General features: G+C 59.2%; 13 protein-coding genes. 3 read left to right on the top strand and 10 right to left on the bottom strand.

What is annotated here, in order from left to right:
• Positions 1-70 precede the first annotated feature (70 nt).
• The 3 genes from mdh to L6R21_22470 form a co-directional block, all read right to left on the bottom strand.
• Complete coding sequence (gene mdh, locus L6R21_22480; protein MCK6561975.1) at positions 71-1,006, bottom strand: malate dehydrogenase; 936 nt, start codon at positions 1,004-1,006, stop codon at positions 71-73.
• Between the two features lie 440 nt (positions 1,007-1,446).
• The gene (locus L6R21_22475) at positions 1,447-1,806 is read right to left on the bottom strand and encodes a response regulator (GenBank protein MCK6561974.1); all 360 of its coding nucleotides are present in this window, start codon (positions 1,804-1,806) and stop codon (positions 1,447-1,449) included.
• 77 nt (positions 1,807-1,883) lie between these two features.
• A complete protein-coding gene (locus L6R21_22470; protein MCK6561973.1) occupies positions 1,884-3,170 on the bottom strand; it encodes a citrate synthase in 1,287 nt (428 codons plus the stop codon).
• A 451-nt stretch (positions 3,171-3,621) separates the two neighbouring features.
• On the opposite strand from L6R21_22470, the gene L6R21_22465 reads away from it, so the two are divergent.
• Complete coding sequence (locus L6R21_22465; protein ID MCK6561972.1) at positions 3,622-3,897, top strand: hypothetical protein; 276 nt, start codon at positions 3,622-3,624, stop codon at positions 3,895-3,897.
• Positions 3,898-4,137: 240 nt separating this feature from the next.
• Here L6R21_22465 and L6R21_22460 read toward each other — a convergent pair whose 3' ends face one another.
• From L6R21_22460 to L6R21_22440, 5 genes are all read right to left on the bottom strand, one after another.
• Positions 4,138-4,899 (bottom strand): energy transducer TonB, encoded by a 762-nt coding sequence (locus L6R21_22460; protein MCK6561971.1) that lies wholly within the window; start codon positions 4,897-4,899, stop codon positions 4,138-4,140.
• Positions 4,877-6,502 carry a GMC oxidoreductase gene (locus L6R21_22455; protein ID MCK6561970.1) on the bottom strand — a complete coding sequence of 542 codons (1,626 nt, stop codon included), beginning with the start codon at positions 6,500-6,502 and terminating at the stop codon, positions 4,877-4,879. Before L6R21_22455 ends, L6R21_22460 begins: the two co-directional genes overlap by 23 nt.
• A gap of 62 nt (positions 6,503-6,564) precedes the next feature.
• Positions 6,565-8,445, bottom strand: coding sequence for a long-chain fatty acid--CoA ligase (locus tag L6R21_22450; GenBank protein MCK6561969.1), 1,881 nt, complete (start codon positions 8,443-8,445; stop codon positions 6,565-6,567).
• Positions 8,446-8,630: 185 nt separating this feature from the next.
• Positions 8,631-10,067, bottom strand: coding sequence for a hypothetical protein (locus L6R21_22445; GenBank protein MCK6561968.1), 1,437 nt, complete (start codon positions 10,065-10,067; stop codon positions 8,631-8,633).
• Between the two features lie 69 nt (positions 10,068-10,136).
• Complete coding sequence (locus L6R21_22440) at positions 10,137-11,411, bottom strand: outer membrane protein transport protein (protein MCK6561967.1); 1,275 nt, start codon at positions 11,409-11,411, stop codon at positions 10,137-10,139.
• Positions 11,412-12,042: 631 nt separating this feature from the next.
• Between L6R21_22440 and L6R21_22435 the strand changes: the two genes are divergently transcribed.
• Entirely contained in the window at positions 12,043-12,837 is a 795-nt protein-coding gene (locus L6R21_22435; protein ID MCK6561966.1) for a tetratricopeptide repeat protein, read from the top strand.
• Positions 12,838-12,903: 66 nt separating this feature from the next.
• On the opposite strand, the gene L6R21_22430 is transcribed toward L6R21_22435, so the two are convergent.
• Both L6R21_22430 and L6R21_22425 read right to left on the bottom strand, forming a co-directional pair.
• Positions 12,904-13,536 carry a hypothetical protein gene (locus L6R21_22430; GenBank protein MCK6561965.1) on the bottom strand — a complete coding sequence of 211 codons (633 nt, stop codon included), beginning with the start codon at positions 13,534-13,536 and terminating at the stop codon, positions 12,904-12,906.
• Positions 13,537-13,540: 4 nt separating this feature from the next.
• Positions 13,541-14,683, bottom strand: a complete 1,143-nt coding sequence (locus L6R21_22425; protein MCK6561964.1) for a hypothetical protein — start codon at positions 14,681-14,683, stop codon at positions 13,541-13,543.
• Positions 14,684-15,145: 462 nt separating this feature from the next.
• On the opposite strand from L6R21_22425, the gene L6R21_22420 reads away from it, so the two are divergent.
• Positions 15,146-15,652 (top strand): polyhydroxyalkanoate synthesis regulator DNA-binding domain-containing protein, encoded by a 507-nt coding sequence (locus tag L6R21_22420; protein ID MCK6561963.1) that lies wholly within the window; start codon positions 15,146-15,148, stop codon positions 15,650-15,652.
• Positions 15,653-15,750 lie beyond the last annotated feature (98 nt).

Here is a 15,750-nt window from a genome sequence, read left to right as displayed (position 1 = left end):
TGATCGCGAAGACGCTGCGCTCCGGTCGCGTGCCTGCGCGACGCCGGCCAAGTGCAATTCTTCCGCCGGTTCAATCCGGCGGGGCGAGTTTTTGCCATTCTCGAATTCCCTCCGCCACCTCCAGCGCCGAGAGGCGCAGCGCCTCGCGTTCCTCCGCGCTCAATTCGATCTCGACGATCTTCTCAACACCGTTGCTGCCGATGATGACCGGCACGCCGATGAACACGCCGTGCAGGCCGTATTCGCCTTCGAGATAGGCAGAGGCCGGCAAGAGGCGGCGTTCGCCGAGCACGATGGCCTCCGCCATTTGCGCGGCAGCAGCCGCGGGCGCGTAGTAGGCGCTGCCGGTTTTGAGGAGCTGCACGATCTCAGTGCCCGCCTCGCGCGTGCGCTCGAGGAGTTTGGCGATTGCCGAGGCCGGCAGCAACTGGGCGAGCGGAATGCCGGAAACGGTCGCGTAGCGCGGCAGCAGTACCATGGCATCGCCGTGGCCGCCCAAAACCATGGCCTGTGTATCTTCCACGGAAACGTTGAGCGCGGTGGCGATGAAATAGCGCAAGCGCGCTGAATCCAACCCACCGGCCATGCCCATGATGCGCTGCTTGGCAAAGCCCGTGGTCTGCCATGCGGCATAACACATGACGTCCAGGGGATTGGTGACCATCACGATCAGGGCTTGCGGCGCCAGCTCCGCCACCTGGCGCATGACGCTGGTGACGATGGCGGCATTGTGGGCCAGCAAATCCATGCGGGTCATGCCGGGTTTCCGCGCCAAGCCGGCGGCCATCACCACCAGATCGGAGTCCAGCACGTCTTGAATTTGGCTGGTCCCCACGATGTTGCTCTCAAAGCGATCCACCGGACTGGCTTCCGCCATGTCGAGCGCTTTGCCTTCCGGCATGCCCGGCACCACATCCAGCAGCACAATGTCACCCAGGCGTTTTTGTGCCAAGAGCAGCGCGATGGTGGCGCCGACATTACCGGCGCCAATGACTGAGATTTTCATGAGGGCAGTTCTCCCGAATCGAAACAACAGCCGGTTGACGGTGAAAAGAATAAATGCGGGTGCGGAAATTGGAAAGGATGGGAAACAAAGCAAACTGGCTGGGGCAGGCGCGAAAATTCTTGGCTGGTTAAAGCACTAGCTCTAGCGGTGATTTCATTGCGGGCGAAATCACTGTGACCGGTCAAAGCCTGGGCGGAGGTTGGAGAAATCTTGCGACACCAGCTTTGGCCGTTTCGGCGCGAGGCAAGAGGATCGGCTGGCAGGCGCGCGGGCAACTCGGCCTGCGGCAGTCCTCGCGGGAACATGGCTTGCTCCACGTGATGATTGGGCTATCCCGCCGGATCGCCGCGACAGAAGGTTTGATCCAATCTCATTGGTCTGCAGAGAAAAGAAAATCGCGTTCATGAAATCCGCCGCGCCGGGCAGAGAGCCCCGGCGGCTCAGTTGTGCCGGCCGAGGGCTTGCGCCAGCGCCTGCTTCAGCTCGGTCAAATCCGATGACTTGGTGACGAAGGCATCGGCGCCCCAGAGGTGAAAATCATCCCGCCATTGGCCGTAGGCCGTGTTGATGATGATGGGTACGTTCCGCTGTCGGGCGAGGATCTCGTCCAGCAAATCAATCCCCCAATGATCCCACAGGCGGAGGTCCAACACCACGGCATCGATCTTTTCCCGTCCCAATTTTCTCAGGGCCTCGGCTTCGGAATCGGCATCGATAACGTCGTAGCCTTCCAGCCCGAGTTCGAGCCGATAAAGCCGCCGCAGATTGGCCTCGTCCTCAATCAACATGACGCGTGTCATGGGTCCACTCCTTTTTGGCGCTGGGTGCCGGTGGCCGGGCGGCGCGGGGACCGGCAGCCAGCGTCCAGGTTCACTGCTTACACCCGCTTCTCGCTCGGCACATAGTCGCGCTTGTCGGCGCCCAGGTAGACTTGGCGCGGCCGTGCGATCTTTTGCTCGGAATCGAGCAGCATTTCCTGCCACTGGGCAATCCAGCCGGCGGTACGCGGAATCGCGAACAGTACGGTGAAGGCATCCGTCGGAAAGCCCATCGCCTGATAAATGATCCCGGAATAGAAATCGACGTTGGGATAGAGTTTGCGCTTGACGAAATAGTCATCTTGCAGCGCAATGCGCTCCAGCTCGATGGCGATGTCGAGCAGTGGATTGCGGCCGGTGACTTCGAACACCTGGTCCGCGGTCTCCTTGATGATCTTGGCGCGCGGATCATAGTTCTTGTAGATGCGATGGCCGAAGCCCATCAACCGGCCTTCCCCGGCTTTCACGCGCTTGATGAAATCGGGCACCTTGTCTTTGGAACCGATCTCATGCAGCATGTGCAAAACTTCTTCGTTGGCGCCGCCGTGCAGCGGACCGTAGAGCGCCGCCGCCGCCCCGGCCATGGCCACGAAGGGATCGGCCAGCGAGCTGCCGATGCTGCGCATGACGTTGGCGCTGCAGTTCTGCTCATGGTCGGCGTGCAGGATGAACAGCACGTCGAGCGCGCGCTCCATGATCGGATTGGGCTTGTATTTGAGCTCGGTCATCCTGAACAGCATGCTGAGGAAATTGCCGGTGTAGCTCAGCTCGTTGTCCGGATAGACATAAGGCAGGCCGCGGCGATGGCGATAGGCAAAGCCGGCGATGGTCGGCATCTTGCCGATCAAGCGGTAGATCTGCAGCATGCGCGCTTCCGCGTCGCGAATGTTCTTGGCATCCGGATAGAAGGTGGAGAGAGCCGCCAGCGTGCTGATCACCATTCCCATGGGATGGGCGTCATGGTGAAATCCTTCCATGAACTTCTTGGCGTTCTCATGCAGCAACGTGTGGTGGGTGATGTTCCGGGCCCACGCCTCGCGGGCCTCCGCCGCCGGCAATTCGCCGTGAATCAACAAGTAGGCGACTTCGAGATACGTGCTCTTTTCGGCAAGCTGCTCGATGGGATAGCCACGATAACGCAAAATGCCCTTGTCGCCGTCAATGTAGGTGATGCGGCTTTGGCAACTGGCGGTGTTCATAAAGGCCGGGTCGTAGGTCATCAACCCAAAGTCGTCATCAGAGACTTTGATCTGCCGCAAGTCCATGGCCTTGATGGTGCCATGTACAACCGGGACTTCGTATTTCTTTCCGGTCCGATTGTCGATGATGCTGAGGGTTTCGGGCATGGTAGGCTCCTTGAGATGGTTCACAGCAATGAACAGCGCATGCGAAAGGTCGTCGCTCGTGCATCCGCACACGGTTGGCGCAGGCGCGGAGGAGTGTGCAAAGGGAGCCCGGAGAACGACAAACGCTTGCTCACCATTTCCCGGCCAATGAGCAGAAGTCTCCGGCGGACGGCGGACCCGGCGCCAACCTATTTCTCCTTGATTGCCAATGAGTTTCAATTTTTATGCCGCGCCTGCCCGTCCGCTGGTTGGGTCAGCCGGCTAATTTTCAAATGCTTAAACTTGCCGCCTGGGTACCAAGCTTGCAATTGATTCCCAACCTCGCGAATAATTCCTCAATTTGTCGCATATCTGCGAAAGCCGGCCCGGCTAATTTCTTGATTGTCAAGCAGCGGCGCCTGCGCACAGAATTTGCCCACGTTTGAAAGTGGACAATCTCAGGGAGGCTGTCATGGATCATCCCTTCTTGGTTCTCGTTGCCATCACCGCGCTCGCCTTGCTGTATGTTATGACGCCGGTGGTGCTGGGTACGTTCCAGCGATATCGCAAACAGCGGCAGCTCATTTGCCCGGAAACAGGAAAGGCTGCCACCATCCACATTGACGCCAAAGCGGCGGCAATGGCCTCGGCGATCGGCCGGTTCGACGTGAAGGTCATTGGCTGTACACTCTGGCCCGACAAGGCCGGCTGTGCGCAAGGCTGCCTGCTCGCGCCGTACAAAAACTGAGGCAGCTCCTGACCACCGGTGCGCCGCAACCACTGCCTGCGCCGGCTTCCGGGCAAAATAAAAACCGGGAGTTGGCGCGCTGAAACAACGGCCTCGCCGGCAAAGGTGGAAATGCCACGGAAGAAATGCAAAGATCTTCCCAACCGAATGGCACTTCTGTGGGCGGGACGCTTCTGAGATTTTATTCTGCAGGAAGTGCCTGGCTGGCAGGCGCGAACCGGAAGCTTGCAGCGAACGGCGCTACTTTTTCTGAGATTCTTTCAGCACGAAGTTCAGCGGGACGGCCACCCACACCGCCACCGGCTCGTTTTGCTGCAGTGCAGGTTTGAACACCCATTGCATGATCGCCTGGATTGCCGCCTCGTGGAAAATCTCGTGGCCCTGAATCGGTACGACTTTTTTGACCTGCCCGCGTTTGTCCACCAGTGCCTTCACCACAATCTTGCTCTGCAGGCCGGCTTTGCGCGCCAGCTCAGGATAGACCGGCTCCACTCGCTTGACCACCATGGGCGGCATCTCGAACGGAATGAACTCATCCATGCCGGGCTCTTCCGCCGACTCGCCGTAAAGGATTGCGCCCGGCGCCACCACCATGGAATCCCCGCCGGTTTCGCCGGCTGTCAAAGGCGCCTGCATTTGGGACATCTCCTCCTGAGTTGCCAGCGTCGCCTCCGGCGTGATCAGCGCATCAGGAACGGGAACCGGCACACCAACGGACGGCCGTGCGACCGGGCTTTTGATCGCCAGAGCTTGCGCCGCGCTGGCAATGGCAGGCGGCGGACCGAGCTCGGCCACATCCCGAATCACCCGCAAGTGCACCAAGCGCACCTCCGGCTCCTCACTGAGCAGGCGCCCACTCAACCAGAATCCCAGCACCAGAAGATGAAACACGATGGCGGCGCTCGCTGCCCACGACAGGTACACGTTGTGGACCCCCTGCAGCTCGGGCGCCCCGTAAGGAAAAAGCTGGAAAAGCGGCTCACGTTTCCAGTGCAATATCATTTGCCACCTCTCTGCTGACCTCGGGCTCGGGCAGGGACGGCGGAATCTTGCTCATCGCCCGCTCGGTGAGCGCCAATATCGTGAGTGAGGGATTGACTCCGGGATTGGCGGAGATCATGCTGCCGTCGCAGACGTACATGTTCGCATAGCCAAACACGCGATTATCCTTGTCGATCACGCCTGCGCTGCGATCCTGGCCCATCACTGCGCCGCCGAGAATGTGAGCCGTGGTGGGAATTCCGAGCAGCGTCTCGGTGGAAAGTGCGGTGGGTTTGCCATTCACAATCTTGCTGAAGCGCTCCGCCAGCTCTTTGGCTTCGGGCATGAAGGGCGTGGGCGCCACGCCCTGCGCCAGCGTGGACTTCATCCCCAGGCGGCCGCGCGAAAACCGCAGCGTGCTCTCCAACGTGCGCATGAATAGCAGGATCTGCGTACGCTTCGACCAATCATCCACCAGAAAAAGCCGCAAGTTGTCGAGCGGGTGCCGCAGCAAATCGCCAATGATCCGGGCGGCGCGACTGAAGGCATTGCTGCCGTAAGCCAGCGGCGACATAAGCAGGCGCCAAAAGCCCGAACCGGCAGAATAGCGCACCGGCTCGAGGTGGCTGTGTTCGTCGGTATGCAGAATCGAGCCGATCGCAATGCCCTCGGAGAAAACGGTCTCGCGGTCGAACGTCGTCACCCCGATCAGGCTCTCCGAGTTGGTGCGAATGCCCGCGCCGACTTGGTCGGAGAGCTGCGGCAGCGAAGTCTGCCGCAGCTTCAGCAGCAGCTTGACCGTGCCGGTGACGCCGCCGGCAAACACGACACCGCGGCAGGTGAATTCGCCCCGCCTTTTGAAATATTTGGTGGACGACCGCCACTTGACGCGATATCCGGACGCACCCGGTCCGCCATCCAACGGGATCACATCGTAGACTTCCGCCTCTGCTTGAATCTTCACGCCGTTTTGCTGGGCAAAATGCAAATAGTTCTTGTCCAGCGTGTTCTTGGCATTGTAGCGGCAGCCCAACATGCAGCCGCCGCAGAAGCAGCAGCCGGTGCGTTCCGGGCCTTTGCCGTTGAAATAAGGATCCGGCGCCGTCACTCCCGGTTCGCCGAAATAGACCGCCACATCGGTCACATTGAAATGCTCTGCTTTGCCCAACGCAACGGCCAACTGCTGCAGGGCGCGGTCACCCACCTCCAGGCGGGGATTGGGCGCCGCGCCCAGCATACGCAAAGCCACGGGATAAAACTCGTGCAGCTCCTTCTCCCAGTCCGCCAGATGCGCCCAGGTCTCGGCGGCAAAGAACCTGGCTTTGGGAATCGCCAACGTGTTGGCGTAAACCAGTGACCCGCCGCCCACGCCCACGCCGGAGAGAATCGCAACGTGGCGGAAAACGGTGATTTTGAACAATCCAAAACAACGCAGCGCCGGCAACCAGAGCCACTTCTTCAAATTCCAGTTGCGCTTGGGAAAGTCTTCCGCCCTCAACCATTTGCCCTTTTCCAACACCAGAACACGGTAGCCTTTTTCGGAAAGGCGCAGCGCGGCGGCGGCGCCGCCAAATCCGGAGCCGATGACGAGGTAGTCATAATCACGAGACGGAAGCGGTCGCATGTCCGATGGCATCACGTTGAGTGTTGAGCAAGTACGATTGGCCGCGTCCGGAGCCGCACGGCTCAAAACGGCACGCTCTTGCCTGACGGCTGTGCGCCGGTAGCAGCCTCACGGCCAAAGGGGAAGCCGTTCAAACGCGCGTCCTCGCGCAGGTTGTTTTCCGCGTACATCGCTTCGATTTCTGCCCGGTATTTCTCCGCCACCAGGTTCTTCTTGATCTTGAGCGTGGGCGTCAGCAGGCCATTCTCGATGGTGAACTCCGGCACGATGCGGATCTTCTTGATGGTCTCGAACGACGCCAGCTCGCGATTTTTCGCCGCCACTTCCGCTTCAATCAAGCGTTTGATGTGATCCTGGCCGCGCAGCTCATCGATGATGGTGAAAGCAATGCCGTGCTCCTGCGCATAGGCTTTGATGTTTTCCGGATCCAACACCACCAACGCGCACAGGAATTGCCGTTGATCGCCCAAAACACAGGCCTGGCTGATGTACTTCGACGTCATGAGCAGATTCTCGATCGGCGATGGGGCAATGTTCTTGCCGCCGGCGGTGATGATCAGCTCCTTTTTGCGGCCGGTGATGCGCAGGAAATTCTCGGCATCGATCTCGCCGAGATCGCCGGTGCGCAACCAGCCTTCGGGCGTGATGGTTTCGGCGGTTTCCGCCGGCATTTTGTAGTACTCCTTCATCACATTGCGGCCGCGAAACAGGATCTCGCCGTCGGGTGCAGCTTTCTGTTCGATGCCCGGCCCCGGCTGGCCCACCCAGCCGAAACGATAGTTGTCGTGGCGGTTGACATTGGTGAAAGAGGTGTTCTCCGTCATGCCAATGCCCTCGAGAATCAGAATGCCGGCGGCGTGGAAAAATTTGGCGACCGACGGACTCATGGGCGCGGCGCCGCTGATACACCAGCGCAAGTGGCCGCCCAGCGCCGCGTGGATCTTGTGGAACACCAGCTTGGTCGCCAGCGCATACTGCCAGTGCAGCAGCGCAGGAATCGGTTGCTTCGCCAGTTTGAGATCACTCACGCGGTCGCCCACGCCGCAGGCCCAGCGGAAAATTTTCAACGCCAGTCCGCCCTTGGCCTCGGCATTGCTCAACACTTTGGCATAGACTTTTTCATAGACGCGCGGCACGCTCGCAAACCATTGCGGCTTGGCGATCTTGATGTCTTCCACGATGGTTTCCATGCTGCGCGTGAATGTCGTGGTGGTGCCGGCGAGCAGGGCAAAACTCACGCATTGGCGCGCGAACACGTGCGCCAGCGGCAGAAACAGAAACTGGCCGTCGCCCTCCCACACGTCAACACATTGCCAAACCGATTGCGGCGTGAAAGTGAGATTGTCGTGCGTCAGCACGGCGCCCTTCGGCAGGCCGGTGGTTCCCGAAGTGTAAACGATGGCAGCAGGATCGCCGGGCACGGGCAACCGCGTGCGCCGCTCGAATTCCGCCTCCGGCACCTCCCGCCCCAACTCCAGAAACTGCTCGAACGTCATCGCCCAGCCGTCCGTGGCCGCGCCTTTGAACAAAATGACGCGGCGAATATTGGGAATTCCCGGCCGGATTTCCAGCGCTTTCTTGAGTTGCACTTCATCTTCCGCAAACAGCAAAACGGCGTCGGAATGATTGATGATGTATTTGCAGTCGCGCGCCAAATTGGAATGATAGATGCCCACCGTGCAGGCGCCGATGCTGGCCGTGGCAACGTCCGCCACCACCCAGCGATAGCAGGTGTAACTCAGGATCGCGATCTTGTCGCCCGGATTGATGCCCAGCGCGATCAAACTCCGGCCGACCTGCTTGACATGATCATAGAATTGCGACCAGGTCACCGCTTCGAGGTTCCCTCCTTCGCCAAACCAGCGATAGGCGGGTTGCCCGGGCCGCCGCGCAATGGTTTCTTGCACCATCGCATGAATGTTTTGATAGTCTTTGATCTCCATCTCCTCCTCCTTCACAGAAACACCTCGGCACTCATTCAAACTCAGGCTGTGCTTCCGCCGCGCACGGGCGCGGTATGGGACTCTCCGCAGCCTGCCACCCGGCCGGCGCCGCGCAAAAGAAGCGATTCCCGCGGGTGGCAAGATGCTGGCTGAGACAATCAGATTTGCGGAGAGGGGAGCACGCCTCAGTAGAGCGCCTGAACTTGCGCGACCGCTGCGGCTGCGGCACCGGTCACTGCCGCGCCCAGGTACTGCCCTTTGTACTCCGCAGGATTCAGCTTGGGAATGGCGAGTTGAAAGGTGGCGTTGATCTTGTCGATGAAGGCGTTGGCGATCAGCGCGTAGCCGCCGTTGTTGGGATGCACACCGTCCAGACTGAAGGCGGTGTTCTGCGGATCCAGCAGCACAAAGCGGCCGGAATATCCCTCGAGGCCGGTGGCATTGAGTGTGGCCATCAAGCTGTTGCAATCGACGATGGCCGCTTGAAACTGGCCAGCGAGCGTCTGCAGCGTGCTGTTGAATCCCGCCACCGCCTGCTGGATGGCAAGCTTCTCCGCGGCGGTGATCGACATCGTGCCCGGGAAGGGCTGGCCGGTCGGGTTCAAGCCGGCAGCGCGCATGCCTTGCTCCAACGCCTGTGCCTGCGCCACCGGCAGACCCAGTTGCAGCAACGTGGCGCCGTCAGGAATGCCAAGGCCGGTTTGATACGCGCTGAGCGCCGGCAGAGTCAAGTGTGCCACTTCCTTTTCTTCCGTCATCAACGGCACGTAGAGCGTGTTCGCCGTCGGGTCGAAGTCCACCGGTTGGAATTTGGCGTCGAACACCACCGGCACGGGCGCGGTGATTCCCAGGGCAGGAATCGGCCGGAAGATAAAGTCCATGGTGTTGAGGTAGGGCAGGTCCGTGGCGTTGGGCACGTTCGCCATGACGAGGGCGGCGTGCGTCTTTTGGCGCAACTCGGTCAGCAGCGTCGTGTAGCGGGCTTGAAAATCGGAGAGCGGCGTAATCAGTGCCGGATTGCCACCGCTCAACGCCGCGCCCAGCACGTCGCTGTCGCCGATCCACAGCAACACCAGCGTGGGATTGAGCAGCGCGATTTGTTGCAGCGGCGTGGTGTTGCCGAGGTTGGGATTGCGCAGCACGAGATCGAAAAAGGAGTTCGTGCCGGTCGCGGAAGTGGCGGCGCCGGTGGCGTTGAGCATGTCGCGTAACGTCGCGCCCGGCACGCCGAGATTGTCATAAGGCCGCGCCAGCAAAGCTCTCAACAACAGCGAAGTCGGCGACACCTGCAAATCCGGGGTCACGATCTTGCCATTCTCCAGCTTGAGCGGCTGCTTGCCCGGCGTGCTGCCGATGCCGGGCGCGGCAATGAGCGGCAGCTCGAAGTCACCGGCCTTGCCGATTTGTTGCGCAATCAAAAACGGATAGCTGTGCTGCTGGAAATCATCACGCAAACCGCCGGATTGAAACCCGGCGGTGTGGCTGTTGCCGAGCGCCACCATTTTGCTGAGGACGAGTTGATTGGCGGTGATATTCAGCTCCGGCTGCTCGGGTGTCTTGACGCCGCAGCCCAGCCACCAAACCAAACTGAGAAGGCACAACACATGGGTCAACTTTCGCATATCGACCTCCACGGTCACAACGCATGATTGTCACGATTCCAATTCATCACGGGCTGGTGCTCCGCGCCGCTAGAAGGTGTAGCCAAAGCTGGCGAACAGCAAATCGGCGCGGGAATTATACGTGCCGTCGAAACCGTGATAGTTCCTGCCCACGCCATTTTCGAGAGTGGTGCGCTTGCCCAGCAGCACCAGCATGTAACCGGCATCGATTTGATACTTGCCGAACGTGTAGCCCGCGCCCAGGCTGAAGTTGTGGCGCGTGTCATCTGGCAGCAGCGGGCTGACCGCTTGAATCGGCTGCGGCGTCTTGTCGTAGATATAACCGGCGCGCAACGCGAGCGCATCGTTCAACTGATAGTGCAGTCCGAGCCGGCCCTGCCAGGAATCGTCATATTCCTCCAGCATGGTTTGATCCAGCCGGTCATTGGCAAAGTCCAGCGCGATTTCATTGAACACCGACCAATTGAACCAGATGTAATCGGCCTCGAGCGCAAGCTGATCGGTGAATTTGTAGTGAATGCCGGTGGCGATGAGATTGGGAAATTCGATGGCCGTGTTGGCTTTTTGATCCTGCAGCAGGGTGCGCGCCAGCGCGCCGGCATTGGGCACGGTGAGATTGTCAAAAATCGTGAAGTCCGCTTCGCCCTCTTTGAATTCATTCTTGATCGAGTGGCGATAGAGAATGCCCCAACCCAGCCGCGCGGTGCGAAACATGGCACTGGCGCTGAATCCCAGCGCCAGCTTGGAGTTGCCCTCCAGCGTCACGTCGCCCACTTCATAGCCCGGCGAGCCCGGACTGTCGAAGAGAAACACGTTCTTTTCCAACTTCACGCTGGCGAGCACCAGGTCTGCGCCGCCGCCGATGCTGAAATTCGGGGTTATTTGATAGGCCACCACCGGCGAGATGTAGAACGATTTCAATTGCGCGTTCTTGGAATACCCGCGCCCGGAGAAGTCATCATACCATTCCACTCCCAAACCAAACGGATTGGTGACGCCGAGGCCGGCGGCAAACTTCCGAGTGAAGCGATGGGAAAAGTAGAAGTTGATGGGATAGAAAAACGTGTCGCGGGTTTCATACATGGCGCTGCTGAACACGGGCGCAGCGCCGACAAAGCGGCTGTTGGGAAAGATCAGTGTGGTCCCGCCATATATCCGCGTGCCATCGAGATACGCCAGGCCGGCGGGATTGTAGAATATCGTGGAGCCGTCCCAAGCCCACGCCACCGCGGCTCCGCCCATGGCCGAGGCACGACCGCCAAATTCATAGATACTGAAGCCGCTCGCCTGCAGAGAATGTGCGGCCAGGAGGGGCAACAATAATAGCAGCAGCCCTTTTCGCATAAGTCCTCCTTCTCATCAGAGTTTTATATGAAGAACAGTTGATTAGGATAGGAGACTCAGCCGGTGTCGCCTGGCGAGCCAGCGGCTCGACAGGCAACCGAGGAATACTTATGCAACCGAATTCAGGCGGGCTGATCGTGCTAATCAGGCGGGCCATTCCGCTGAATGACGTTCAATAACTGTTCCACCGGCTCCGGCAAAAGTGCCGCTGGCTGCGGCTGCCGGCGCGCTGATTCAACTGGTTGAGAGTGTTTCAGTTACCACCTGGAGGCCGGTTTTCGCCGGATTTTGGATTTCATGCGAAACCGCGAAAATTCTTACTCTTTCGAAAACGCTTCGCAATGTTGGGAAATCAGCGCAGGTTCGCGCTACCGGGTCAGAACCGGCCGGCCCCGAAATCAGACGCGGTAGCGCTCACCGCTGGCTGTATTTCCTGAACTTTGTTCACTCGGCTGCGCCGTCCGTCAAGTTCACGCACTGCGTCATGGGATGGTATGATTATTGAGTTTTTTTAGTGGCTTCAGCGCAGTGAAATCCGCGGGGCCTTTGGCCGGCGAAGTGAACCATTCGACCCAGGCGGAATGATGCAAGATCCGAGGTCTCTCAAAACCCACGGTGAGGAGGAAATCTCATGATTTGGCGATGGCTGGTGGCCGTGCTGCTGATGCTGGTGGCGTTGAGCCGTGAGTGCCGCGCGCAAGAAGACGGGGTGGAGCGCATTTTGGCGCAGGGGAACGCAGCGTATGCTGCATTCGACAATGACGGCGCGTTGCGCAATTTCCGCGCTGCGCTGCAGATGGATCCCAACAATTACGAAGCGCTGTGGAAGGCCGCGCGCGCCTGCGCGGATGTCGGCAAAACCTTCGAGCAGAAGGACAAGAAGCAGGCCAAGGCAATCTACTTGCAAGGTGACAGCCTGGCGCGGCAGGCCGTCAAACTCTATCCCGATTCCGCGGAATCGCACTTTGCCCTGGCCCTGTGCGTGGGCCGCGTTGCTTTGTTCGAAGGTGGCAAGACCAAGATCCGGCTTTCGAAGGAAGTGCAAAAAGAAGCCGAACGCGCGGTTGCCCTCCATCCGCGGCATGACGGCGCCTATCACATCCTCGGCCGCTGGAATTACAACATCGCCACGCTGGATTGGTTAATGAAGGCGGCGGCCAAAGTCATCTATGGCGGCGTGCCGCCCGGCGCCTCGCTGGAAGAGGCGGCCAAGATGTTTGCCCAAGCCGTGGCGCTCGACGGCCGGAAACCCGTCCACCGCCTGGAGTACGGCCGCACGCTCATCAAACTGGAGCGCTACCAGGAAGCGCGTGAGCAATTGCAGGCTTGCATCGCGCTGGATCGGGCGCAATGGGAAGACCCGCAACACCAGGCCGAAGCCGCCAAGCTGCTGAAGGACATTCGCGACAAGAAGGACAAGACGTGAGCGAAGGCGGTGGTGGATCGCGGCCGGAATCATCCCAATCCCGGTGCGCCGCGCGCCGACGCCGGCTCAGCGCCGGCTGTAAATCTCGAACACCGGCGTGAATTGCAGGTGCAGCTTCAGAACGATGGCGTCATGCGAGAGGGTCAGCTCGTGCTCGCCGTCTTCGATGTTGGGGGAGATGCGAAAGAGAAAATGCTGTTTGCCGATGCTGAGGTTGATCGGCTCCAAATCGTTGACCTTCTTCCGCACTTCGTCGAGGATGCTCTCGAGATCAAAGTTGAGTGAGTGGCCGAGGTTGGGCAGGAAGCTCTTGTTGACCAGCTCGCGCACGAAAGCCTCGAAGAAGCGCGGAATCAACGGCATGTCGATTTCCTTGATGGTGGCCTTGTGCAACGTCAAGCGGTTGTGCGCGATCGTCGGCTTGCACACCAGCACCAACCGCGTGCCGCCAAAGCGGAATTCTCCGCCGGGAATGAGCACGATCCGGCCGGCAAGCTCCATCGCGATCAGCAAATGATGGCCGGCGCCGTAACGCAAGCTGAGTTTCACCGCCCGCAGCGGATCGGTGCTGTGCTGATGATAGCGAATGCGTTTGAGCAGGCGGATTTCGCCCGGCTCCAACTGGATGACGATGCGCTCGGGCACCGGGATTTCATTGTAGTCCAGCTTGAGCGCGAGGTGCAGGGCAGCGTGATGCATGGTGTCAGGATTTGTTGGTGTAACCGCGCCAGAGAATCGGAATCCAGCCGAGCACCGGCACAAAAAACGCCAAGCTCAGCGGCCGCCGCAGAAACGCCTTGAGTCCGGCCCACAGGCTCATGTCCCACGGCAGGTCGTCGCGCTGCCGGCTGCGCCGTTCCACCTCCGCAAACAGCGAAGGCCAAAAGCACGGCAGAAAATAGGGAAAGCGCCGCACCTGCTGGCGGCAGGTGGTGAAAAACTCCTTGAGCGCGTACGGCTGGCGGCCGTAGCGGCGGACCGCTTCCTGCAATTCCGCCTGCATCTGGCGCCGCACCAGCATGGTGAGTTGGTTGATGTCCTGCTCGGTGATGCGATTCAGCGGTTTGTCGATCATCTCGTAGGGTTTGATGCGCCTGCCCATCACATAAGTGAGTTTGGCGGGAAAGGCAAAGTAGAACAGCCAGGGCTGAAAGGGAATCAGAGCCGTCATCAGTCCCAGCGGCAGAAAGGGGATGCCGAGCAGGTTCGCGATTTTGTTGACGGTCGCGGACTGGTAAGCATAGGGATTGATGAACTCGTTGTTGACCGTGGCAAACGGAATGATGTCGGTGCGGTACTTCAGACTGACGCGAATGAAGGAAGTGGCAAAACGCTGCAACTGGTAGCGTTTGTCGAAGCCCTTGCCGATGCCGGGCACGCCTTCCGGATAGATCAACAAGTTCATCTCGGTCTGCTGCATCATGGTCTCGACGTTGAGCGTGGTGGCATCGACACTGCCGACTTTCTTCCAGAAATTGCTCACCAGAAAGGGATTCATCAGCGTGGTTTGTGAAAGCATCGGCGAGGTGAGCGCGCGCACCGCTTTGGAGAAATCATAATTGTTGCGGCGAAAAAGCTGGGAGATGAAAATGATGCCGTCCCACGGAAAAGCCATGCCGGCATGGTTGCTCGCGAGAATCAGCGGCCGGTCGGGATGGTTGCGTTCCGGCAGCGGGTCGAATCCGATGAACTCCGAGCGGAAATAGCAATCGTTGAGTGGAGCCAGCACGTATTTGACCAGCTTGACGGCGAAGTCATGGTCGAGGTGGCGATCACAGTGCTTCCGGTTTTCGCTGACCTGTGCCTTCAATTCCGTCTCAGCCAGATCGATTGCATATCGTTCCATCCGCGCCTCCTTGCCGACAGAGCAAATGCTTCTGGCCGGTGCTTGTGCAACAATCACGCCGATGATCGCTTTCAGCTTTGTTTGATTTTATTGGCGGCGTGACGGGAACCGGCCTCGCGGGAATTGTCATTTTTCGCAATTCTGAAAACTTGGGGTGTCACAGTCGGCCGCGCCGAGACCACAGGTGTCGCCAAATGCCGCCCTGCGCACCGGCGCACGAATGCTGAAACGATGCAGGAGCACTGCAGGCAATTCTCATTACATGTTGCGTCATCTTTTGGCGTTTTCTCTAACGCGATGCGGCAAGGATAAGGAAACTGAAATCATCGCACATTCACTAATATCTATTTTTATTAATAGATTTTCTGTGGTTCAGTACGCTGTGGTTCGTTCTATTTGTTACGCATTGCGTCAAATTCGCCTTGACTTTTATAACGCGGTGTGTTATATTCGAGCCAGAATATGAATCGCCTCATCAAACGCTACGAAAACCGCAAGCTCTATGACACCGAGGAGCGCCGGTATATTTCTCTCGAAGAAATCGCCAGCTTGATTCGCAAGGGTGTCGATGTTCAGGTGGTGGAAAACAGCAGCGGCGAGGACATCACCACCCAAACCCTCACCCAGGTGATTCTCGAAGAAGGGAAAAGAGGCCGCAATCCGCTCACCACGGATCTGTTGCATGATTTGATCCGGGTCGGCAGCAACCTCATCGACGGCGGGCTGGAACAGGTGCGCCACGGCATTGGCGCTCTGATGCCGGGCGCCATCAACAAGCTGTTCAGCAGCGACCACGCCGAGGATCTCCGGCAATTGCAGCGTCGGGTTGAATCTTTGGAGAGGATTATTCGCGCGCTGGCGAGTCAGCCTGCGACTGGTGAGGCCGGCGCAGAGAGCGTTGGCGATGCGCCCCCTCCGCCGCCTGCGTCCAGCAGCAAGGATGAGAAAAGAGAAGGGAAGAATTCCTAACCTTGCGAAAAGCTGGCAAATTTTGACCGAATTTAATGAGATAAATCCAGAATAATTGGAGGCGCCACTGCTGGAAATGGTGGCCTGAGTATTGCAAA

The sequence above is a fragment of the bacterium genome, from assembly GCA_023150945.1.
Classification (GTDB): domain Bacteria; phylum Zhuqueibacterota; class Zhuqueibacteria; order Zhuqueibacterales; family Zhuqueibacteraceae; genus Coneutiohabitans.
This window is presented reverse-complemented; position numbering and strand designations above follow the sequence as displayed.

What these genes read in the sequence shown, in the direction of transcription:
- mdh (MCK6561975.1), bottom strand. Translation starts at nt 1,006, where the DNA reads ATGAAAATCTCAGTCATTGGCGCCGGTAATGTCGGCGCCACCATCGCG.
- L6R21_22475 (MCK6561974.1), bottom strand. Translation starts at nt 1,806, where the DNA reads ATGACACGCGTCATGTTGATTGAGGACGAGGCCAATCTGCGGCGGCTT.
- L6R21_22470 (MCK6561973.1), bottom strand. Translation starts at nt 3,170, where the DNA reads ATGCCCGAAACCCTCAGCATCATCGACAATCGGACCGGAAAGAAATAC.
- L6R21_22465 (MCK6561972.1), top strand. Translation starts at nt 3,622, where the DNA reads ATGGATCATCCCTTCTTGGTTCTCGTTGCCATCACCGCGCTCGCCTTG.
- L6R21_22460 (MCK6561971.1), bottom strand. Translation starts at nt 4,899, where the DNA reads ATGATATTGCACTGGAAACGTGAGCCGCTTTTCCAGCTTTTTCCTTAC.
- L6R21_22455 (MCK6561970.1), bottom strand. Translation starts at nt 6,502, where the DNA reads ATGCGACCGCTTCCGTCTCGTGATTATGACTACCTCGTCATCGGCTCC.
- L6R21_22450 (MCK6561969.1), bottom strand. Translation starts at nt 8,445, where the DNA reads ATGGAGATCAAAGACTATCAAAACATTCATGCGATGGTGCAAGAAACC.
- L6R21_22445 (MCK6561968.1), bottom strand. Translation starts at nt 10,067, where the DNA reads ATGCGAAAGTTGACCCATGTGTTGTGCCTTCTCAGTTTGGTTTGGTGG.
- L6R21_22440 (MCK6561967.1), bottom strand. Translation starts at nt 11,411, where the DNA reads ATGCGAAAAGGGCTGCTGCTATTATTGTTGCCCCTCCTGGCCGCACAT.
- L6R21_22435 (MCK6561966.1), top strand. Translation starts at nt 12,043, where the DNA reads ATGATTTGGCGATGGCTGGTGGCCGTGCTGCTGATGCTGGTGGCGTTG.
- L6R21_22430 (MCK6561965.1), bottom strand. Translation starts at nt 13,536, where the DNA reads ATGCATCACGCTGCCCTGCACCTCGCGCTCAAGCTGGACTACAATGAA.
- L6R21_22425 (MCK6561964.1), bottom strand. Translation starts at nt 14,683, where the DNA reads ATGGAACGATATGCAATCGATCTGGCTGAGACGGAATTGAAGGCACAG.
- L6R21_22420 (MCK6561963.1), top strand. Translation starts at nt 15,146, where the DNA reads ATGAATCGCCTCATCAAACGCTACGAAAACCGCAAGCTCTATGACACC.